This window comes from uncultured Merdimmobilis sp., assembly GCF_902471145.1.
Lineage (GTDB): Bacteria > Bacillota > Clostridia > Oscillospirales > Ruminococcaceae > Merdimmobilis > Merdimmobilis hominis.
On the sequence record NZ_CABRJC010000007.1, the window covers coordinates 15,354 to 36,069 of the forward strand.

A 20,716-nucleotide genomic window follows, 5' to 3' on the forward strand; every position below is an offset into this window, starting at 1 on the left:
ATGAAGGTTTCACAGCTTCGCACGCCGGCATTTCTGCTGGATTTGGATCAGTTGGACAAGAACATCCAAGAGGTGGGCGCCCTTGCCAAGGCGGGGGGCAAACAGCTTTGGCCCATGGTGAAAACCCACAAGAGCACCTACCTGGCCCAAAAACAGGCCCAGGCAGGGGCCAGCGGATTTTTAGTGGGCACAGTGGATGAGGCGGAAAGCCTGGTCGCCGCCGGCCTTTGCAACATCATGCTGGCCTACCCCTATTTTGGGGAAGAAAACATCGCCCGCATTGCCGCTTTGGCCGCCAAGGGGAACCTGTACTGCTCGGTGGATTCCCTGGAATGTGCCCAGCAGTATGACCGCATCTTTGGAGAGGAAGGCCTCACCTGCCAGTTCCTGCTGATTGTGGACTGCGGCCTTCACCGGCTGGGGGTCCCCCCGGAGGGGGCGGCGGACTTGGCGGCAAAGATTGCCCGGCTCCCCAACAGCAGGCTCTGCGGCATCGGCACCCATCCCGGCCATGTATATGCCTGCGCCAGCGGCGAGGGAATCCGGCCGGTGTATGAGGAGGAGGAAGCCGCCCTGCGCACTGCCTACGATGGGATCACCTCCGCTGGCATCCCCCTGGAGATCGTAGCCACCGGCAGCACCCCCACCATGGCGCTGGAATCCAGGTCAAGCCTGGTAACTGCTATGCGCCCCGGCAATTATGTGTTCTATGACGCCATCCAGATGGCCTTGGGGGTCGCCACAGAGGAAATGTGCGCCCTCACCGTTCTATGCACTGTCATCGCTAAGCGGGAGGATGGCCACATCATTGTGGACTGCGGCAGCAAATGCCTGGGCCTGGACAAGGGCGCCCACGGCAACGCCAGCATTGTGGGGTATGGCAAGGTGATCGGCCACCCCAGCCTGGTGGTGGAGTCCCTCTCGGAAGAGGTAGGCAAAATTTCTTTGAATGGGGACCAATCCGTTGCCATTGGCGACCGGCTGCGGATCATCCCCAACCACTCCTGTTCCAGCGCCAATATGACCGGCTATCTCACCGGCGTGCGGGGCGATGAGGTGGTGGAGCTGATCCCGGTGGACATCCGGGGCAACTCCAGGAAGCCCGGCTGTTAAATCGAATAAAAAAGGGGAGGGGAGCGTCCGTGCTCTCCTCCCCTTTTTGCAGGTGCCGCTTGGGAAGTTTCTTCCTTTTTCTTCCCAAAAGCGGTATAATAAGGGCAAATCCACTTGGGAAAGGATGAACCAATGTGCAGACCATCGACCGCGGGTCGTTTATTTTGGGGATGACCACCGCCTTTTGCGAGTGCGTGGCCGGCGAGTGCAAGCGGGCTGCCTTTACGCCCCCCTGCACTCCCCAGGATGCTGCCCTTGTCAAAGACGAGGTGGAGCGGATCATCACCGAGCAGGGGTGCTTGTACCACTTTGAAGAAAACCCGGAGCTGCCGGAGAAGAGCCGGGTGTGCTGGTGGGTCATCGCCAAATTTGAAGATGTCCTGGCTGGGTACCGGGCCCTGCGGGGCCGGGGCCTCAACGTCTGCTGGGAGTTTGGCGCCTTTGCCCCCTACCTGGGGTATAACCTGGCCTTTGGGGAGGGGGCGGACAAGGTGAAGCCCCGCCGCCGGGAAGAGAAGCGCGGTGTGGACACGGTGGGCCGGGTCCTCTTTCCCAATGGGGGCTGGCCGCCGCCCAAACCGGAGGGGATGTAGATGGAACCGGTGATCACCGATTGCACCCTCTGCCCCAGGCAGTGCCACGCCGACCGCACCCGGGGCCAGGGCTTCTGCGGGGGCGGGGGGAAGGTCAAGCTGGCCCGGGCCGCCCTCCACTTCTGGGAGGAGCCCTGCATTAGTGGGAAAAAAGGCTCAGGGACGGTGTTTTTCTCCGGATGCCCTTTACAATGCTGTTTCTGCCAGAATTACCCCATCAGCTGTGAAAACTATGGGGCCGAGATCCCGGTGGAGCGGCTGGCGGAGATCTTCCTGGAGCTCCAGGGGCAGGGGGCCCACAACATCAACTTAGTCAGCGCCGGGCATTACGCCCCTTGGGTGGCAGAGGCCCTGCGCCTGTGCGGGGATAAGCTCTCCATCCCGGTGGTGTACAACAGCGGCGGGTATGAATCGGTGAATACCCTGCGCCTTTTGGAGGGGAAGGTGGACGTCTACCTCCCCGACCTGAAATACGCAGACCAGGAGCGGGCCCTTCGCTACAGCGGCGCGGCGGATTATTTCCCCGTGGCCGCCGCCGCCATCCGGGAGATGGTCCGCCAGGTGGGCCTGCCGGTTTTTGACAAAGAGGGCATGCTCCAAAAAGGGGTGGTCATCCGCCATCTGGTCCTCCCCGGTGGGATGAAGGATTCCATGTCTGTCCTGGATTGGGTGGCGAGGTCCTTCCGGCCGGGGGAGGTGCTTATCAGCCTGATGAGCCAATACACCCCCTTTTACCGCAGCCGGGAGTTCCAGGAGCTGGGCCGGCGGGTCAGCACCTATGAATACAACAAAGTCGCCGGGTATATGATGGATCTGGGCCTCACCCAAGGGTTTATGCAGGAGCGCAGTTCCGCCAAAGAGGAGTACACCCCAGAGTTTGCCCTGCAAGGGGTATTTGCCCCGGCATCGGAAGAAAAGAGGGACCATTGTTGAAACACACAGTAGTAGAAAAACAGAAAAGCAGCCACAGCTGTTTTGTCTGCGGCATCGACAACGGGAGCGGCCTTCACGCTGAGTTTTTCCAGCTGGACAACAACGAGCTGATGGCGGTATTCACCCCCCGGGAGGAGCACCAGAGCTACCCCGGCCGCACCCACGGCGGGGTAAGTGCCGCCATGCTGGATGAGACCATCGGCCGGGCGATCACCGCCTTTGAGCCGGAGGTCTGGGGGGTGACGGTGGAGCTGAAGCTGCGCTATAAAAAGCCGGTTCCCCTTGGGGTGGAATTGAAGGCCATCGGCCGGGTGACCTCCAACAACCGCCGCATTTTTGAGGGCAGCGGGGAGATCCTCCTGCCCGACGGCACAGTTGCGGTCACTGCAGAGGGCCGGTATATGAAGCTGCCCATCGACAAGATTGCCCAAGGGGATTTTGAGATGGAGGAGGAGATGTTCCTCATCCCCCGGGAAACCGATCCCACCGAGGTGGATTTTTAGGCGAGGATCCCCGCTCTGGGCCTGCCGGAAAAGGTGGGGATCTCCCCGGTGAAAGAGATTATTTGCGCGGCGAGAAAAGTCCACAAAGAATTCCCCAAAAGATTGTCTTTTCCTCAGCTTGTAATGTGCGCCTGCATTCGGTATCATAAAAAGTAACAACAACTAGGAGGAATTGTCCGATGAAAGATATCACCGAACGCTTTTTGACCTATGTGGCCATCGACACCCAGTCCAAGGCCAACCAGACCCAGTTCCCCTCCACCGAAAAACAGAAAGACCTGCTGCGGCTGCTGGCCGAAGAGATGAAAGCCATGGGCATCAGCGATGTCTCCATCGACGAGTACGGCTATGTCTACGGTTCCATCCCCTCCAACATGGACAAAAAGGTCCCCGCTATCGGCTTTATCGCCCACGCGGACACGGTGGAAGACATGCCCGGCAATGACATTAAATACCGCATTGTGAAAAATTACGACGGCAAGGACATTGTCCTCAACGAGGAAAAGGGCATTGTCATGCACACCGCCGAGTTCCCCCATATGCTGAACTATGTGGGCCAGGACCTGATTGTCACCGACGGCACCACCCTGCTGGGTGCTGACGACAAGGCCGGCATTACCGAAATCCTTTACGCGGCAGAATACATGCTGGAACACCCTGAGTTTAAACACGGCGACATCAAAATCGCCTTTACCCCCGACGAGGAAGTGGGCCGCGGCGTGGACTTCTTTGATGTAAAGAAGTTTGGCGCAGACTTCGGCTACACCATGGACGGCGGCGGCCTGGGGGAGCTGAGCTTTGAGAATTTCAACGCCTGCAGCGGCTTTGTCACCATCCACGGCACCAACAGTCACCCCGGTTCCGCCAAAAATGTCATGGTCAACTCCATTTTGGTTGCCATGGAGTTCAGCGCCATGCTGCCGGTTCACGAGCGCCCCGAATCCACCGAGGTTTATGAGGGATTCAGCCATTTGAACAACTTAAACGGCAATGTGGAAGAGACCAAGATGATCTATATGATCCGCGACCACGACCGCCAGAAATTGGAGGAGAAAAAGGCCCGCTTTGTCAAGGCGGCCGAATACCTTAACTTCAAATACGGCGAGGGCACCGTGGAGGTGGTCCTCAAGGACTCCTACTCCAACATGAGGGAGAAGATCGAGCCCTGCATGGAGCTGATCGACAACGCCAAGGCAGCCATGGAATCCCTGGGCATCACCCCCATCGTCAAGCCCATCCGCGGCGGCACCGACGGCGCCCGGCTCTCCTATATGGGTCTGCCCTGCCCCAACCTGTTCACCGGTGGGCACAACTCCCATGGCCGGTATGAGTACATCCCGGTGCAGTCGATGGAAAAAGGCGCCCAGGTCATCCTGAAGATCGTGGAGCTTTACGCGGGCAAATAGTCCTGTGTGAAAGCCCCCGAGTAATAAAATTTAACAGGAGGAGTTGTCATGAGGTACGACAAGGAGTTGTATGCCAAACATCTGCAAGGGATGGTCCGGTTCCCCACCGTTTCCAACGCCGACCCGGAAAAGGTCGACTGGGAGACTTTCCTGGGGCTCCACAAGTATTTGGAGGAGACCTACCCCCTGGTACACAAGACCCTGACCAAAGAGGTCTTTGGCAAAGTGGGCCTGCTCTATCACTGGAAAGGCACCGGCAAGTCCGGCAAACTGCCTTTGATGCTGACCGCCCACCAGGATGTCGTGCCAGAAGGCGACCACTCCATGTGGAAATACCCGCCCTATGAAGGGGTCATCGCCGAAGGCTGCGTGTGGGGCCGCGGGTCCTCTGACTGCAAGAGCAATATCCTGGCCTATATGGAAGCTTTGGAAGGGATGATCGCCGACGGCTTTGTGCCGGATTATGACATTTACCTGGGCTTTGGCTACAACGAGGAGATCATGGGCGGCCCCGGCGCTGCGGGGACTATCCTGGTGGATCTGCTCAAGAGCCGCGGCGTTGAGATCGGCCTGGAGCTGGATGAGGGCGGCGGCATTGACCAGCAGGGCGGCCAGTATGTCGCCCAGATTTATCCGGCGGAAAAAGGCTATGCCGACTTTGAGTTTTCAATGAAAGACCCCGGCGGCCACTCTTCTCAGCCCGGCGAGCACAGCTCTTTGGGCATCATCGGCAAGACCGCCTGCATCCTGGAGGAGAACGTTCTTCCTCAGCGGCTGACCAAACCGGCCATTGACCAGATGAAAGCCATGGCGCCCTTTATGGAAGGGGAGCTGGCCCAGCTGTTCAAAGACCCCGAGGCAAACTGGGAAGCTTTGAAGTCCATCCTGGCCCAAAACCGCACCTACAACGCCATGACCCGCACCACCACCGCCGTCACCATGATGAAGGGCAGCGACCAAGCCAACATCCTGCCGGAGCGCTCCTGGCTGGTGATCAACAACCGGCTGCTCACCGGCGACACCATCGAGAGCCTGCAGGCATTCTATGAGAGCATCGTCCCCGAAGGGGTAGAGGTCAAGCTGCTCAAGGGCCACAACATGCCGGAGGTCTCCTCCATCGAAAGTGAGGAGTATAAGCTGCTCCACTCCATCGTGGAGAAAAAATACCCCGGCATCACCATGATGCCCTCCCTGCTGCTGGGCGGCACCGATGCCCGCTATTTCAGCGATATCTGCCCCACCCACAGCGTGTACCGCTTCACTGGCATGCGGCGCTTTAACAGCAAATCGGGAGGCGCCCATCAAGTCAATGAGCGGACAGACATCGACGTTCTCGAAGATGATGTGGAGTTCTATGTGGAGCTGTTTAAAGCATATGGCTCTGCACAATAAGGCCTGATTTTCCAATACGGTTCTAAAGTTGGCCGGCGCGTATACTTTATCTGTAACGCGCCGGTCTTCTTGATAACGATCCAAGTTTAAAAGGAGGAAAAAATCATGGCAAATGCAGAGCGTATGGAAGCGCAGCTGAAGGCCCTATCCCTGATTTCGGAACAAGGGGAGGAGGGCACCACCCGCCTCAGCTACACCCCTGAGTACCGCAAAGGCGCGGACTACATCAAAAAGCTGATGGAGGAGGCCGGACTCACCGTCCGGGAGGACGCAGCGGGTTTGGTGTGGGGCCTGCTGCCCGGCACCGACCCGGACGCCCCCAAGCTGATCTCCGGCTCCCACCTGGACACCGTCCGCTGCTCCGGCTTCTACGACGGCCAGGCGGGTATCATCTGTGCCCTGGAAGCGGCGCGGATGATCAAAGAGAGCGGCAAACCCCTCAAAGGGGACTTTGAAGTGGTGGCCATCCCCATGGAGGAAGGCGCCCGGTTCCCCAACCTGACTGGAAGCAAACTGGCCGCTGGCGTCCTCAAAGAGGCCGACCTGGATCTGGTCAAAGACACCGAAGGCACCACCCTGCGGGAGGCGATGCTCTCCTATGGCCTGACCGGCAAGCTGGACGGGGTGGACCGCAGCAAAGAGAAGGTCAAAGCCTTTATTGAGCTCCACATGGAGCAGGGCACCCTGCTGGAGGACGAGGGCATCGACCTGGGCGTGGTGGACGGGATCTTCGGCTGCTACTGGAAGACCATCACCGTCCGCGGCGAGGTCTCCCATCCCTCCACCCCCATGGCCAAGCGGAAAGACGCCGGCCTGGCTGCCTGCCGCATCGTCTCCGACCTGTCAGAGCATGTGGCCAAGAATTATGTGGGCAAAGCGACAGTCACCTGCGGCAAGATGGATTTCCACCCCGGCGAGATCAACGCTATCCCCTCTCGGGCGGTGTTCTCGGTGGACTTCCGCAGTGGCGACAAGAAGAACTTCGATGAGCTGGACGCCTATTTGGCGGAAAAGATCGCCCAGGTGGAGAAGGATTACCGGGTCAAGGTGGAACAGGAGGTCTTCTCCAACACCCCGCCGACCCCCAACACGCCTGCCATCATGAATGCATTGACCACCGGCGCCAAAAACCTGGGACTTAAGAGCGTAGTCCTGCCCTCCGGTGCAGGCCACGACACCATGATCTTTGCCAAGATCTGGCCCACTGGCATGATCTTCATCCCCAGCCACGAGGGCTACACCCACAGCCCCCGGGAGTACACCGACCCCAAGAATCTGGCCAACGGCGCCGACTTGATCGCCGAAGCCATCCGGATTTTGGATGCCCAGTAAAAACAAAGTCAAAAAGGCTTCCCCATGTGGGGAAGCCTTTTTTGGTTGCTAAAATAGGGAAGGAAACACGGAGGAAACAGGATAAACCGGGGGACAGCACATGGCTACCTGCCGCCGTGAAACTCCTTCATATGCTGGGTGGCGGCGGCTTCGATCTGTTCCAGAGTGGTGGAGCTGACCACATGCTCCATCCGGCAGGCATCCTCCTCGGCGATCTCCTCCGGCACCAGTAGAATGTGGATCAGGTAGTATTTCAGCAGGTCGTGGCGGCGACGAACCTTTATGGCCTCCCGGCGGCCCAAGTCGGTGAGGGTGATCCCCCCATAGGGCTGCTGGAGAAGGAAACCGTCCGCCCGGAGGAGGCCGATTGCCCGGCTGACGCTGGCCCGGGAAAAGCCCAGGGCGTTGGCCACGTCGATGGAGCGCACCGGTGCACCCTGGACCGAAAGGTCGAGGATCGCCTCCAGATAATCCTGTTTGGATGGGGTGAGTTTGCTCATAAACAGCCTCCTCTTGGTTGGAAGGATAGGGCATCCCAGAACCAAGAGGCCCCATGCCCTTTGCCCCGGCGGCAGGCCGGAGATACTCTACATTTTAAGTATACTACAATTTGAGCCGTTTGCAAAGTGCAGGTGGCTTCTTTAGGCATATCGCCCGGAAAAAGGGGGCTATCGTGCCAGGCGGGGCCTTGAGAAAAGCTTTTGCCGCTGTGGAAATTCTTTGGAAAATAAAGTGTCGATTTCTATTGACAAGTTCCCATTGGAAGCATAGAATGTAAGCATAAGCTAACTTATAGGCTCCCTTTTGGGAATGAAATAGGGGAGGCCCTGCAGTGTTTTATCCTGGGGCGGGGGCAAAAAAGGGACAAAGGTTTTTGTTCTCAAAATGTTAGCGATAGGAAATATTTTGAAAAGGAGTGAAGCGTATGACGACGTTGGATCGCGTAAGACCTGGCCACGGCGGCGTAATCGCATCAATTGGAGGAGAAGGGGCCCTGCGGCGGCGTCTTCTGGATATGGGGCTAACCCCCAAGACCCGGGTGGAAGTCCGCAAGGTGGCCCCCATGGGCGACCCCATTGAACTGTACCTGCGGGGTTATGTTTTGACCCTACGGGGGGAGGATGCGGCCAAGATCACCCTCATCTCCGACACCGAGACCCAGAAACCCCAACACGGCCACTGCCATGGTTCCTACCACCATCATGAGGGCTGCGGCTGTCCCTCCGCCCAGAAACAAGGGGAGGAACAGAAAGCATGAAATCGACATTAGCCCTTGCAGGCAACCAGAACTGCGGCAAGACCACCCTGTTTAATGCCTTGACCGGCAGCAACCAGCACGTGGGCAACTTCCCCGGCGTAACGGTGGAGAAAAAAGAGGGGCAGATCCTCCACCACAAGGACATCTCCCTGGTGGACCTGCCCGGCATTTACTCCCTTTCGCCCTATACATCGGAGGAGATTGTCACCCGGGATTTTGTCCTGAAGGAGCATCCCCAGGGAATTATCAACATTGTGGATGCCACCAATATTGAGCGGAACTTGTATCTTTCCCTCCAGCTGATGGAACTGGGAATCCCCATGGTCATTGCCCTCAACATGATGGATGAGGTGCGGGCCAGCGGCAACCACATTGATGTAAAATGCCTCTCCCAGCACCTGGGGGTTCCGGTTGTGCCCATCTCAGCCAGCAAGGGCGAGGGCATCAGCGAACTGCTCAAACAGGTGGTGGAGATGGTGGAAAAGCAGGAAAAGCCTCAAAAGCTGGACTTTTGCACCGGGCCAGTGCATCGGGCCATCCACTCCATCGCCCACATTGTGGAAGACCACGCCGAGCGGGCTGGGTATCCGGTGCGGTTTGCCGCCACCAAATTGGTGGAAGGGGACCAGCCCATGATCGACGCTTTGCAGATTTCGGAAAATGAGGTCCATATCATTGACCACATTGTCCAGGAGATGGAGAGCGAGCTGGAAACCGACCGGGAGGCCGCCCTTGCCGACATGCGCTACACCTACATTGAAGGGGTGTGCGCCGAATGTGTCTTTAAGCACCAGGAGACCCTGGAACAGGTTCGGTCGGAGAAGATCGACCGGATTTTGACCCACAAATACTTTGGCATCCCCATCTTTTTGGGGATTATGCTGGTGGTGTTCTACCTGACCTTCAGCGTGTTGGGCGCGCCGATGCAGGACTTTCTGGGCGCCGCCATCGACTCCGGCGTGGCCGCCCTCTCCACCTTCTTGACGGATGTGGGGGTCAGCCCCTGGCTCCACTCCCTCTTGATCGACGGCGTCTGCGCCGGGGTGGGCAGCGTCCTCTCCTTCCTGCCCATCATCGTCCTCCTGTTCTTCTTCCTCTCCCTTTTGGAGGACAGCGGCTATATGGCACGGGTGGCCTTTGTCATGGATAAGCTGCTGCGGAAGATCGGCCTCTCCGGCCGCTCCTTTGTGCCCATGCTCATCGGCTTCGGGTGCAGCGTGCCGGCCATCATGGCCACCCGGACCCTTTCCAGCGACCGAGACCGGAAGATGACCATCGTCCTCACCCCGTTTATGTCCTGCAGCGCCAAGTTGCCCATCTACGGGATGATCACCGCCGCTTTCTTCCCCCACCATGCGGCGCTGGTGATGATCTCCCTGTATGTCACCGGCATTGTGGTGGCCATCCTCTCCGGCCTGCTTTTGAAGAACACCATCTTCCAGGGCGATCCGGTACCCTTTGTCATGGAGCTGCCAGCCTACCGGATGCCCTCGGCCCAAAGTGTGTTCCTCCACATGTGGGAGAAAGCCAAGGACTTCCTGCGCAAAGCGTTTACCATCATCTTTATGGCTTCGCTGGCCATCTGGTTCCTCCAGAGTTTTGATTGGTCCTTTAACATGGTGGCGGACAGCGCCGATAGCATCCTGGCCTCCATCGGCTCGCTGATCGCGCCGCTTTTCGCCCCCCTGGGCTTCAACGACTGGCGGGCTTCCACCGCTCTCATCACCGGCTTTACCGCCAAGGAATCGGTGGTCAGCACCTTGACCATCCTCACCGGCGCGGCCAACGACGCCCAGCTGAGCGCCATCCTCCAAACGATCTTTACCCCTTTAAGCGCCATCTCCTTCCTGGCCTTTACCATCCTATACATGCCTTGTGTGGCCGCTTTTGCCGCCACCCGCCGGGAGATCGGCTCGATGAAAGGGGCGGTGCTCACCGCGGCCTACCAGACCGGCGCGGCCTACCTGGTGGCCATGGCCATCTATCAAATCGGCCGCCTCATCGTGTAAGAAAGGAGACTTGGTATGACCCAGGCAGATCTTATCACCTTAGTTGTTCTGGCTTTGGTGGTTGCGGGAATCCTCCTTTACCTGCGCAAGCAGAAGAAAAACGGGGGGTGCTGCGGCGGGTGCAGCGGCTGCCCCCACGCAGGGGCCTGCCATCCAGAAAACAAAGAATAGCAAACCGGGAAGGGAGGGCATTGGCCCTCCCTTTTTTGGGGCCGGGCCCAGGTAAAATACAGGTAAAGTTGGGAAAATCCCCAGGAAGTTGGTTGTCAACACACTTGCAACGTGATATAGTTAAGGCAAGGAAGCAACGTTCCAAAACCCTGTGAGACGAATGGAGGATGAACAATGCGTAGGATTCTATCGATGGTATTGGCAGCGGCGTTGGCGCTGTCTATGCTATCCACGGCGGCCTTTGCACAGACCGGCGAAACCACGACCATCAAAGTGTTCCACACCAACGACAGCCACTCCCGCGCCAAGGAAGTGGTGGACTCCAAAACCGGCGAATTGACGAATATCGGCTTCGCCCGGTTTAAGACCTTTATCGACAGCCAGGAAGCGGACGGAAAACTGATCCTGGACGCTGGCGACACCTTCCATGGAATGCCCTTTGCCACCATTGAGAACGGCAACAGCATCGCCAAAATTCTCAAGGCAGTGGGATATGACGCCATCAGCCCCGGCAACCATGATTTCAACTACGGCTATGAGCGGCTGGATGTCCTCTCCTACCGAGCCGGGGTCAAACCCCTCGCCGCCAACGTGACCATCGGCGGCAAGAACGCCTTTGACAAATATCTGATCAAGAACATCGACGGGGTCAAGGTTGGTGTGTTCGGCCTGGCAACCCCTGAGACTGCCTACAAAACCAACCCCAAAAATGTGGCAGGCCTGGACTTCGGCGACAAGGAATCGCTGATTGCCACCGCCCAGCAGATGGTGGATGAATTGCAGGAGAGAGACTGCGACGTCATCATCGCCCTGTGCCACCTGGGGGTTGACCCCACCAGCGACATCAAATCCACCGACATTGCAAACGCGGTGGAGGGCATCGACTTGATCATCGATGGCCACAGCCACACCGAGCTTGACAACTACAAGGTGGGGGATACCTACATCGCCAGCACCGGCAACTACCTGGAGAATGTGGGTATGGTCACCATCAAGGTCAAGGATGGGGAAGTCCTCTCGGTGGAGCCCAAACTGTACTCTGCCAAAGAGCTGAAAAACTTCCCCGAGGACAGCAAGGTCAAAGCCATTGTGGATCGGATTGACGAAAACCAGAAGAGCATCCTCGATGTGGTTATCGGAAAGACCCCCATCACCCTGGACGGCGAGCGGGAGACCAACCGAGGCGGCCACACCAACCTGGGCCGCCTCATCACCTCCGCTATGCTGGAGGAGACCGGGGCAGACATCGCCCTGACCAACGGCGGCGGCATCCGCGCCACCATTGAAAAAGGCGACATCACCAAGGGCGATGTCATCAATGTACTGCCCTTTGGCAACTACATCGTCACCAAGCAGGTCAAAGGCCAGGATATCATCGACGCCCTCAACTTCGGCATGGACTTCGGCGCAGGCGGGTTCCCCCACTTTGCCGGCATGACCGTTGAGGCCAAAAAGGTGGAGACCACCGCTGAAGACGGCACCACCAAGACCAAAGGTCAGGTCCTTTCCATCCTGGTGGATGGCAAGCCCATCGACCCCAACGCCACTTACACTCTGGCCACCAACGACTTTATGGCCAGCGGCGGCGACGGGTACACCATGCTGGGCAATTATCCCATTGAGAATGAGTTCTCCGCCTTGGATGAAGCCCTGATCCGCTACCTCTCCAAGGTCGGCGATGAGGGAATCAAAGCCATCGATGCGGAGGAGCGGCTGATCCTCACCGATGTGGCGAAGAACCCGGCTCTCGGTTCCGGCACGGCAGCCACCGCCCCTTCCACCCCCTTTGTACCGGATGACAGCGACAAAAACAACCCCTCCACCGGCAGATGGGCGGCATAAAAACAACGACAGCATCAAAAAAGGACGGCTTTAAGCCGTCCTTTTCTTTTTTGGGGATTTGTGTTGTTCCCCAGGTGGAGGGGGAGCATTATTCCGGTTTTTTGGCCGAGACCAGCAGCATCATGGGGCGGCGCAGTTCATCCTTCATGCCGGGCAATTCCAGCATGGTGGGGTCGGGCTCCGGCTCCACCACGGCGGTGAGAGAAAACCCGGTTTTGAGCAGGCTGCTCAGGTAGGTGGTCGAGGTCTTGTGGTACTTAACCACATCCTGGCCTAGGAACACCGCATGGCGCAGGCCCTCAGTGAAGTAGCCGTCCACCGGCCAGTGGAGGATGTTCCCCGCCCCATCCCGGTACCAATCCTGGGTGCCATAGGCGGTGAAGATGGGGTGCTCCACCGAGAAGACAAACTCCCCGCCGGGGGCCAGGGTGTCGTAGACCTTGCGGCAGATATCCGCAAAATCGGAGACATAGTGGAGGGCCAGGGAGCTGACCACCACATCGAACGCTTCTTTGGGGTAGGGGTAGTCCTCTATGGAGGTCTGGATGAACTGGACCTTGGGGGAACGGACCATCCCCTTGGCCCGGGACAGCATCTTGTGGGAGAGGTCCACCCCCACCACCGACTGCGCACCATGCTCCAGAGCGTAGGCGCAGTGCCAGCCGAAGCCGCAGCCCAGGTCCAACACCCGTTTGCCGGAAAAGTCGGGCATCAGCTTGCGGAATGCGTGCCATTCCCCGGCGCCGGCAAGTCCGTCCACCGAGCGGCTCATCTTGGAGTATTCCGCAAAAAACGCATCGTCGTCGTATTTATTTTCTTTCATCGTTGGTTCCATCCTTTCTATAGGGGCATGGCGGCGGGTATCTTTAAAAACTGGGGATGGCGAAAGCCATCCCCAGGGGTGTTATTTGGACTCTTCACCCTTGGGGCGGATGGGGCAGTGGATGTAGGTTTGGTCGATCTGCGGGGCTTTCAGCTCCGGCAGCAGGGGCGCTAGGAAGGCCGCCACCAACCCAGTGGAAAACCCGTTGTTGTACAGGTTGAGGGAGCTGTACAAAGTCCCCACATTGAGCACCACCGACGAGTGGATAAACCCGGAGAGCATCCCGTAGAACAGGCCGTATTTGCCAGCCAAAGGGGCAAGGCCGGTGCAGAGCAGCACACTGAGCTGCACAGCGGGGTCGGTCAGGTTCCACACCTTGACAAAGGAACCGAAGATGACCCCTAAAACGATAAACAAGGTGTTGCGCAGGTTGACGCCGGCGGCTCCGAATCCGGCGATGGAAAGGATGCACCCGGCGGTGGGCCCGTTGATCGCCCCGCCGATGGCCAAGAGGTAAAAGGTGAAAAACAGGCCGATGAGTCCCATGTTGATCATGGTGCCTGGGAACCCCAGGGTTCCGATATAATCGGCTCCCTGGCCGCTGTGGCGGGTGATGTACTTCAGGTCCTTAATGGCGCAGCGGTCCAGCCAGAACCCGACCACAATCAAAATCACAAATAGGGCGATCAGATAGGCGGCCAGCAAATTGGTGTACTCGGTGCTCCAATAGAACATCTTGATGGGGGTGTAACCGAAGGAGCGCATGATAGAGACGAAAACCGTGGCGATCAGCCCGGTGGCAAAGCCGGCGTTGAACAGGTTATACCCCTTGTGAAATTTGTAGGTATGGGTGGAGACTGGGGGCAGGATAAACCCGCAGGCGGTCCCCACCACCGCAGCGGCCAAAATCCGGATAATGGGGTGGTAATCGGAGAAGATCATGGCGACTTCCGAGACCAGGGGCCCCAGAGCAGTGCCGAAAAAGGCCAGGTGCAAATGTTTGCCAAAGGGTTCCCCCTTGTAGCGGGAATAGAGGAATACCCCCAGATAGATGGGCCAGATGTTGAGGATGTTTTTCCCGAATAGGGCAAACCCGCCGGACATGAAGATGCTGGCGATGAGCATGCCGGTGTAGGGCGCTTTGAAGTAGGTGGCCATCAGCATGGCGGTGATGGTGACAAGGCCCGCGTTTAGGAAGGCGGCCCCGATGCCCGCCAAGGCGATGTAGTCGGTGATCAGGCCGCAGGGGGAGACCATGATGGTGATAAAGCCGTGGTAGATGTTCTCTGGGGTATCCATGCAAAATCCAAAAAGGATTAGGGACAGGCCAAACAGCAGCACCACCCGGGCGGTGAACTGCTCCCGGTTCTGCTTCATGTAGGAGTGTACGCGGTCGTTGAGTTTGCTCAAGGTTGTTTCCGCCTTTCCGATTGGAATTAAAGTGAAGCGTTGGGGCTGTCATGCAAATCTCCGTGGGAAAGCGCTGAACCCAGCAGTGCGAAGGAAAGCACAGAGATAGCCCCTTCTCCGCCGGTGTGCCGATTTGCAGGGCTACCGGAGAAAGACGCTAGTATTATTGTATATGAAAACTGCATGGCACACAATATAAACATGCATAATTTTGAAGGTTTTGTGGAGGGAAAAAAAGGATATCCCATCCTCCTGCCACCTGGGAAGGGCGAAAAAAGCCGGCTGCACCGCAGCCGGCTTTTTTAAAAGGAGATCCTATTTCAGTGCTGCGGTGACCACAATTTCCACTGCCAGGCTCTCGGATGCCAGAGATGCCTCTACGCAGGCGCGGGCGGGTTCAAAGCCGTCCTCAATCCATCCATCCCAAACTTCGTTCATAGCGGCGAAGTCTTTCATATCCTTCAAGTAGATGGTGGCGGTCAGCAGATGGCGCTTGTCGGAACCATATGCACCCAACAGGGCCTCGATTTTTTCCAGCACAATGCGGGTCTGGTCTTTGACATCGCCCCCCTCCCGGGCGGTTTGGCCACAGAGATACAGGGTGTCTCCATGGACGACGGCTTTGCTCATCCGGCCGTTGCCTTCGTAGCGTTTGATTTCCATAACACGGTTCTCCTTTTCTTTTAAAATGCGGTTTATTTATTTCTATTGTACTAAAAATGGGGGAGGTTGGCAAGGGGAGAGGGGCCTGAGCCGCCAAGGGGAAAATCCCGCATTGACAGCCTGGAGAATTGCCGATAGAATGAAAGAAACAGGCGGAGCCAGTTCCCCCTCCGCCGCCAGAAAGGATGATTGTTTCCATGAAGATTCAAAATGTTTTGGTCGCAATCCCCGCGGATGAAGCCCACCGCGCCAAATTGGAAGCTGCCGCCCCTGGAGCATCCTTCCAGTACATCCCCGCCAAAGAGGTCACCAAAGAAGATGCTCAGAAGGCGGAGGTGGTCATCGGCAATGTCGCCCCCGCCCTGCTGACCGGTTCCCCCAATCTAAAATGGGTCCAGCTCAACAGCGCTGGCACCGACGGATACACCACCGGCGCCCTGCCGGAGGGCACCATCCTGACCAATGCCACCGGGGCCTACGGCCTGACCATCTCGGAGCACATGCTGGCCTTGACCCTGAGCTTGATGAAGCATCTGCCCACCTACCGGGACCACCAAGCCGGGAAGCTGTGGAAAGATGCCGGCCCGGTGAAATCGGTGTACGGCTCCACCGTGCTGATCCTCGGTCTGGGGGATATCGGGGGGGAGTATGCCCGCAAGGTAAAGGCCCTGGGTGCCTACACCATTGGGGTGCGCCGCACCAAGGCCCAGAAGCCGGATTACCTGGATGAGCTCTACCAGATGGACAGCTTGGAAGAACTGCTGCCCCGGGCAGATGTGGTGGCCATGGTCCTCCCTGGAACGGACGCCACCTGCCATGTGATGAACAAAGAACGGCTGCTGCTGATGAAGAAGGACGCTATCCTGGTCAATGTGGGTCGGGGCAACGCCATCGACCCGGCAGCACTGTATGAGGTGATGCAGGGCGGCCACCTGTGGGGAGTTGGGCTGGATGTCACCGAGCCGGAACCTCTGCCCGCGGAAAGCCCCCTGTGGGAGCTGCCCAACCTGGAGATCACCCCCCACTCCTCCGGCGGGTTCCATTTGCAGGAGACCTACGAACGGATTGTGAATATCGCCTTGCGCAATCTCTCCCATTACCAGAAAGAAGAGGCTATGGAGAACATTGTGGATTTCTCTACCGGCTACAGGGTGGTCAAATAATTAAGGCACATCGAAACGCGGATGGCATTGCCAGCCGCGTTTCTGCGTTTCTGCGAAGCTTCGACTTTCCCCCGACGGGGATGAGATAAACCTGATTATGGCCATCAGCCTGGCAGCAGTCGCTGCCAAAATTTAGGTTGTGCTCCGACGGGCGCACAACCTTGGAGAAGGGGCCCATGTGATCCACCGGGGGATATCGAGGGGCTTTCCCCTGTTTTGTGGACAAAGGCAGCCGGCTGGCGCTGGGAATCCATCCAATTGGGCGGAGAACTTCCCGGCGGTTGGCAGAAGTTTTTTGGATTAAATATACAAAACAAGTATATATTGGAGGAATATGCCTTGCACTGTCCCCCTGGGTATGGTATTGTTAACATAGAATACAATCAATTGGTTCGGGCGGGGGAAAGACACGCCCAAAAGGAGGGTATCCGGTTTGGAACAACAAAAGGGGACGCGGGAGCTTTGGGGGTTGCTCTCCCGTTTTTCGAGGGGGTCCCGGGGCTATTTTGCACTGGCCCTGTTCTGCTCCACCATGGCTACGGTTCTCAGCTCTCTCACCCCCCAGGTGATTAAAATCACCGTGGACTCGGTGTTGGGGGACCTGCCCTTCGGCCTACCGGCGGCCTTTTTGCCGGCATTGGAACGGCTAGGCGGCCGGGAGATGCTGCGAGGCCACCTGTACCTGTTGGGCCTTCTTTTAGTGGGAATTGCGGTGTTTTCCGCCCTTTTCAACTACGGGAGCCGGGTGGGGATCGCCTTGGGGTCGGAGGGCTTTGTCCGCCGCCTGCGCAACACCTTATATGAACACATTCAGAAGCTGCCCTTCTCCTGGCATGTGAGCCACCAGACCGGCGACATCATCCAGCGGTGCACCTCCGACGTGGAATCGGTGAGCCGGTTCCTTTCGAACCAGGTGCTGGAGGTGTTCCGCACCAGCTTTTTGATCGTCTTTGCCCTCTGCATCATGTTCTCGATGAACGTCAAGCTCTCCCTGGTTGCGCTGGCCTTCATCCCCATCACCATGGCCTACACCGGGATCTATTACTCCAAAATCGCCAAGAAGTTTCGGGTCACCGACGCGGCGGAGGGGGAGCTGGCCACTGTGGTTCAGGAGAACCTGACCGGCGTGCGGGTGGTGCGGGCCTTTGGCCGGGAGCGGCATGAACTTGCCCGGTTCGATGAGAAGAACAAGAAGTTTTCCGGCCTGTGGATCAGCATGGGCTACACCATGGGCACCTACTGGGGTTTCGGCGACCTGTTCACCGGGCTGCAAATCGCCTGCATTGTCATTTTGGGGGCGATGGAGACAGTCCACGGCGCCATCACTTTGGGGGAATTTTTGGCCTTTGTCTCCTACAACGCCACCCTCACCTGGCCCATCCGCAGCTTGGGCCGCATCTTTTCCGAGATGAGCAAGGCCGGCGTATCGGTGGAGCGGCTGAACTACATCTTAAACGCCAAAGAGGAGGAGGACGCCCCCGGCGCCGGGGAGCCCCCCATGGACCGGGACATCACCTTTGACCATGTGACCTTTGGCTATGAAGGGCTCCAGCCAGTGCTCAATGACGTCAGCTTCACCATCCCGGCGGGGACAACATTTGCCATCCTGGGGGGGACCGGGTCGGGCAAATCCACCTTGATGCACCTTTTGAACCGGTTGTATGACCTGCCCCAGGGCTGCGGCTCCATCCGGGTGGGGGACACCGATCTGCGGAATATCCGGCGCAGCTGGGTGCGCAAAAATGTGGGGATGGTTCTCCAGGAGCCGTTCCTTTTCTCCCGCACCATTGAGGAAAATATTGCGGCGGTGAAACCGGACGCCTCGCTGGAGGAGATCCGGGCCGCCGCCGCCATCGCCTGTGTGGATGAGGCGATCACCGAATTCCCCTTAGAGTATGACACCATCGTGGGGGAGCGGGGGGTGACCCTCTCCGGCGGGCAGAAGCAGCGGGTGGCCATCGCCCGGATGCTGATGCAGAACGCCCCTATCATGGTGTTTGACGACTCCCTTTCGGCGGTGGATTCGGAGACCGACTCCAAAATCCGGGCCGCCCTCAAAGAGAGGGTAGGGGGCGCCACCACCATTTTGATTTCCCACCGGATCACCACTTTGATGCAGGCCGACTGTATTTTGGTCCTCAAGGATGGGGCCATTGCCGAGATGGGTTCCCACCAGGAGCTTTTGCGGCGGGACGGCATCTATAAATCCATTTACGACATCCAGATGAACCAGGATGACCGCATCCTGACCGAAGGAGGTGAGGACGTTGGCAGCCTATGAGGAACAGGAATTTCACCAAAAGCTGAATCTCTTTGCCTGGAAGCGGATGTTCCAGTTCGTGAGGCCCTACCGCAAAAATTTCATGCTGGTCATCAGGCTGATCCTCTTCTCCGCTCTGATCGACATCGTCCTCCCCCTCTTCCAGCGGTATGCGGTCAACACTTTTATCCAGCAGAACACCTTGGAGGGGCTGGGCGGCTTCGCCCTGGCATATCTGGGGGTCATCGCGGCCCAAACCATTGGGGTCATCTTCTTTTCCTATCAGTCCATGTATGTGGAGATGAACGTCAACAAGGACCTGAAGCGGGCGGTGTTCACCCATCTGCAAACCTTGTCCTTCTCCTACTACAACGTCACTCCGGTGGGCTACCTCCTCTCCCGGGTGATGAGCGATACCAACCGCATTTCCGGCATGATCGCCTGGGGGATGATCGACATCCTGTGGGCGCTGGCCTATGTGGTGGGGGTGCTGGGGGCGATGTTCGCCCTGGACGCCAAGCTGGCCCTGGTGGTCAGCACGGTGGTGCCCTTTATCGCCCTCTTGACCTGGTATTTCCAAAGCCGGATGCTCTCCTATAACCGGAAGATCCGGCAGATCAACAGCCACATCACCGGTGCCTTTAACGAGGGGATTGTGGGGGCAAAAACCTCTAAGACCCTGGTGATTGAGGACCAGAACTTTGATGGGTTCTCCCGCATCACCGATGAGATGTACGGTTTCACCATCAAAAACGCCCGGCTCTCCGGTGTGTACATCTCCACCATCGTGTTTTTCAGCGCCGTGGTCACCGCCCTGGTGCTGGTCAAGGGCGGGTACTTGGTCATGGAGGATGCCATGGCCCTTGGCACCCTCTCCGCCTTTACCACCTATGCGGTGGGCATCTTTGAGCCCATCCAGCAGCTGGCCCGCAACTTTGCCGACGTGATCTCCCTCCAGGCCAACATCGAGCGGGTCACCGACCTGCTGGACCGGGAGCCGGACATCGTCGACTCCCCGGAAGTGGTGGAGAAGTACGGTGACTTCATGGAGCCCAAACAGGAGAATTGGGAGGAGATCCGTGGGGATATCGAGTTCCGGGATGTCTCCTTCCGCTATCCCGACGGCCAGGAGAATGTGCTGGAGCACTTCAACCTGAAAATCCCTGCGGGCACCAATGTGGCCATTGTGGGGGAGACAGGCGCGGGCAAATCCACCTTGGTCAACCTGGCCTGCCGGTTCTTTGAACCCACTGAGGGCCAGATCCTCATCGACGGGCGGGATTACCGGGAGCGCAGCCAGCTTTGGCTCCACTCCAACATCGGCTATGTGCTCCAAAGCCCCCACCTCTTTTCCGGCAGCGTCATGGAAAACATCCGCTATGGCCGGTTGGAGGCCACCGACGAGGAGGTCATCTCCGCCGCGAAAAGCGTCTCCGCTGACCTGGTGGTTGATAAGCTGGAACAGGGCTATGACAGCGACGTGGGGGAGAGCGGCGACCGCCTCTCCACCGGGGAAAAGCAGCTGATCTCCTTTGCCCGGGCGGTGCTGGCCGACCCCCGCATCTTTGTGCTGGACGAGGCCACCAGCTCCATCGACACCCAGACCGAGCAACTCATCCAAAACGCCATCGCCCACCTGCTCCAAGGGCGGACATCCTTTGTCATCGCCCACCGGCTCTCCACCATCCGGCAGGCGGATTTGATCTTGGTGGTAAAAGATGGTAAAATAATAGAACAGGGCACCCATGCCCAATTGATGGGCCAGCGGGGGTATTACTTCACCCTTTACAGCAAACAGTTCGAGGAAGAAGCCGCCATGCGCACCTTGGACAACCGCCCTTAACC

17 protein-coding genes and 1 pseudogene are annotated in these 20,716 nt (G+C 58.1%); 14 read left to right on the plus strand and 4 right to left on the minus strand.

The window, feature by feature from the left end; genetic code table 11:
• The 7 genes from RDQ42_RS05025 (at position 1) to RDQ42_RS05055 (ending at position 7,272) form a co-directional block, all read left to right on the plus strand.
• Positions 1–1,113 (plus strand): alanine racemase, encoded by a 1,113-nt coding sequence (locus RDQ42_RS05025; protein WP_054331466.1) that lies wholly within the window; start codon positions 1–3, stop codon positions 1,111–1,113.
• Between the two features lie 134 nt (positions 1,114–1,247).
• On the plus strand, positions 1,248–1,706 hold the full coding sequence (locus RDQ42_RS05030) for a hypothetical protein (protein ID WP_231358047.1): 459 nt from the start codon (positions 1,248–1,250) through the stop codon (positions 1,704–1,706).
• Positions 1,707–2,639 carry a radical SAM protein gene (locus RDQ42_RS05035; protein WP_231358048.1) on the plus strand — a complete coding sequence of 311 codons (933 nt, stop codon included), beginning with the start codon at positions 1,707–1,709 and terminating at the stop codon, positions 2,637–2,639.
• Complete coding sequence (locus RDQ42_RS05040) at positions 2,636–3,142, plus strand: PaaI family thioesterase (RefSeq protein WP_054331468.1); 507 nt, start codon at positions 2,636–2,638, stop codon at positions 3,140–3,142. The genes RDQ42_RS05035 and RDQ42_RS05040 overlap by 4 nt, the downstream gene beginning before the upstream one ends.
• 179 nt (positions 3,143–3,321) lie before the next feature.
• Entirely contained in the window at positions 3,322–4,548 is a 1,227-nt protein-coding gene (pepT, locus tag RDQ42_RS05045) for a peptidase T (RefSeq protein ID WP_054331469.1), read from the plus strand.
• A gap of 48 nt (positions 4,549–4,596) precedes the next feature.
• Positions 4,597–5,940 carry a M20/M25/M40 family metallo-hydrolase gene (locus tag RDQ42_RS05050; RefSeq protein ID WP_071427880.1) on the plus strand — a complete coding sequence of 448 codons (1,344 nt, stop codon included), beginning with the start codon at positions 4,597–4,599 and terminating at the stop codon, positions 5,938–5,940.
• 105 nt (positions 5,941–6,045) lie between these two features.
• On the plus strand, positions 6,046–7,272 hold the full coding sequence (locus RDQ42_RS05055; protein ID WP_231358049.1) for a M20 family metallo-hydrolase: 1,227 nt from the start codon (positions 6,046–6,048) through the stop codon (positions 7,270–7,272).
• 104 nt (positions 7,273–7,376) lie between these two features.
• On the opposite strand, the gene RDQ42_RS05060 is transcribed toward RDQ42_RS05055, so the two are convergent.
• A complete protein-coding gene (locus RDQ42_RS05060; protein WP_054331475.1) occupies positions 7,377–7,772 on the minus strand; it encodes a metal-dependent transcriptional regulator in 396 nt (131 codons plus the stop codon).
• 425 nt (positions 7,773–8,197) lie between these two features.
• On the opposite strand from RDQ42_RS05060, the pseudogene RDQ42_RS05065 reads away from it, so the two are divergent.
• The 4 genes and pseudogenes from RDQ42_RS05065 to RDQ42_RS05080 form a co-directional block, all read left to right on the plus strand.
• A pseudogene (locus RDQ42_RS05065) lies at positions 8,198–8,437 on the plus strand (ferrous iron transport protein A); the annotation flags it as partial.
• An 89-nt stretch (positions 8,438–8,526) separates the two neighbouring features.
• Complete coding sequence (gene feoB, locus RDQ42_RS05070; protein WP_308588413.1) at positions 8,527–10,539, plus strand: ferrous iron transport protein B; 2,013 nt, start codon at positions 8,527–8,529, stop codon at positions 10,537–10,539.
• A 15-nt stretch (positions 10,540–10,554) separates the two neighbouring features.
• Positions 10,555–10,710 carry a FeoB-associated Cys-rich membrane protein gene (locus RDQ42_RS05075; RefSeq protein WP_082398573.1) on the plus strand — a complete coding sequence of 52 codons (156 nt, stop codon included), beginning with the start codon at positions 10,555–10,557 and terminating at the stop codon, positions 10,708–10,710.
• 174 nt (positions 10,711–10,884) lie between these two features.
• Positions 10,885–12,552, plus strand: a complete 1,668-nt coding sequence (locus tag RDQ42_RS05080; RefSeq protein WP_308588415.1) for a bifunctional UDP-sugar hydrolase/5'-nucleotidase — start codon at positions 10,885–10,887, stop codon at positions 12,550–12,552.
• 88 nt (positions 12,553–12,640) lie between these two features.
• Here the strand turns inward: RDQ42_RS05080 and RDQ42_RS05085 are convergent, their stop codons facing one another.
• The 3 genes from RDQ42_RS05085 to RDQ42_RS05095 all read right to left on the minus strand — a co-directional run bounded on the left by RDQ42_RS05085 (position 12,641) and on the right by RDQ42_RS05095 (position 15,448).
• Entirely contained in the window at positions 12,641–13,375 is a 735-nt protein-coding gene (locus RDQ42_RS05085) for a class I SAM-dependent methyltransferase (protein ID WP_308588416.1), read from the minus strand.
• Positions 13,376–13,456: 81 nt separating this feature from the next.
• Complete coding sequence (locus RDQ42_RS05090) at positions 13,457–14,785, minus strand: DUF1576 domain-containing protein (RefSeq protein WP_195254312.1); 1,329 nt, start codon at positions 14,783–14,785, stop codon at positions 13,457–13,459.
• Positions 14,786–15,100: 315 nt separating this feature from the next.
• Complete coding sequence (locus RDQ42_RS05095; RefSeq protein ID WP_054331481.1) at positions 15,101–15,448, minus strand: RidA family protein; 348 nt, start codon at positions 15,446–15,448, stop codon at positions 15,101–15,103.
• A gap of 197 nt (positions 15,449–15,645) precedes the next feature.
• Between RDQ42_RS05095 and RDQ42_RS05100 the strand changes: the two genes are divergently transcribed.
• The 3 genes from RDQ42_RS05100 to RDQ42_RS05110 all read left to right on the plus strand — a co-directional run bounded on the left by RDQ42_RS05100 (position 15,646) and on the right by RDQ42_RS05110 (position 20,714).
• The gene (locus tag RDQ42_RS05100; protein WP_071427888.1) at positions 15,646–16,611 is read left to right on the plus strand and encodes a D-2-hydroxyacid dehydrogenase; all 966 of its coding nucleotides are present in this window, start codon (positions 15,646–15,648) and stop codon (positions 16,609–16,611) included.
• Between the two features lie 433 nt (positions 16,612–17,044).
• Positions 17,045–18,892 (plus strand): ABC transporter ATP-binding protein, encoded by a 1,848-nt coding sequence (locus RDQ42_RS05105; protein ID WP_231358053.1) that lies wholly within the window; start codon positions 17,045–17,047, stop codon positions 18,890–18,892.
• Positions 18,879–20,714, plus strand: a complete 1,836-nt coding sequence (locus RDQ42_RS05110) for an ABC transporter ATP-binding protein (RefSeq protein ID WP_231358054.1) — start codon at positions 18,879–18,881, stop codon at positions 20,712–20,714. The genes RDQ42_RS05105 and RDQ42_RS05110 overlap by 14 nt, the downstream gene beginning before the upstream one ends.
• Positions 20,715–20,716: the final 2 nt, after the last annotated feature.

Coding starts and splice junctions, on each gene's coding strand:
- pepT (WP_054331469.1), top strand. CDS start 3,322: ATGAAAGATATCACCGAACGCTTTTTGACCTATGTGGCCATCGACACC.
- RDQ42_RS05075 (WP_082398573.1), top strand. CDS start 10,555: ATGACCCAGGCAGATCTTATCACCTTAGTTGTTCTGGCTTTGGTGGTT.
- RDQ42_RS05035 (WP_231358048.1), top strand. CDS start 1,707: ATGGAACCGGTGATCACCGATTGCACCCTCTGCCCCAGGCAGTGCCAC.
- RDQ42_RS05055 (WP_231358049.1), top strand. CDS start 6,046: ATGGCAAATGCAGAGCGTATGGAAGCGCAGCTGAAGGCCCTATCCCTG.
- RDQ42_RS05050 (WP_071427880.1), top strand. CDS start 4,597: ATGAGGTACGACAAGGAGTTGTATGCCAAACATCTGCAAGGGATGGTC.
- RDQ42_RS05080 (WP_308588415.1), top strand. CDS start 10,885: ATGCGTAGGATTCTATCGATGGTATTGGCAGCGGCGTTGGCGCTGTCT.
- RDQ42_RS05025 (WP_054331466.1), top strand. CDS start 1: ATGAAGGTTTCACAGCTTCGCACGCCGGCATTTCTGCTGGATTTGGAT.
- RDQ42_RS05095 (WP_054331481.1), bottom strand. CDS start 15,448: ATGGAAATCAAACGCTACGAAGGCAACGGCCGGATGAGCAAAGCCGTC.
- RDQ42_RS05085 (WP_308588416.1), bottom strand. CDS start 13,375: ATGAAAGAAAATAAATACGACGACGATGCGTTTTTTGCGGAATACTCC.
- RDQ42_RS05060 (WP_054331475.1), bottom strand. CDS start 7,772: ATGAGCAAACTCACCCCATCCAAACAGGATTATCTGGAGGCGATCCTC.
- RDQ42_RS05100 (WP_071427888.1), top strand. CDS start 15,646: ATGAAGATTCAAAATGTTTTGGTCGCAATCCCCGCGGATGAAGCCCAC.
- feoB (WP_308588413.1), top strand. CDS start 8,527: ATGAAATCGACATTAGCCCTTGCAGGCAACCAGAACTGCGGCAAGACC.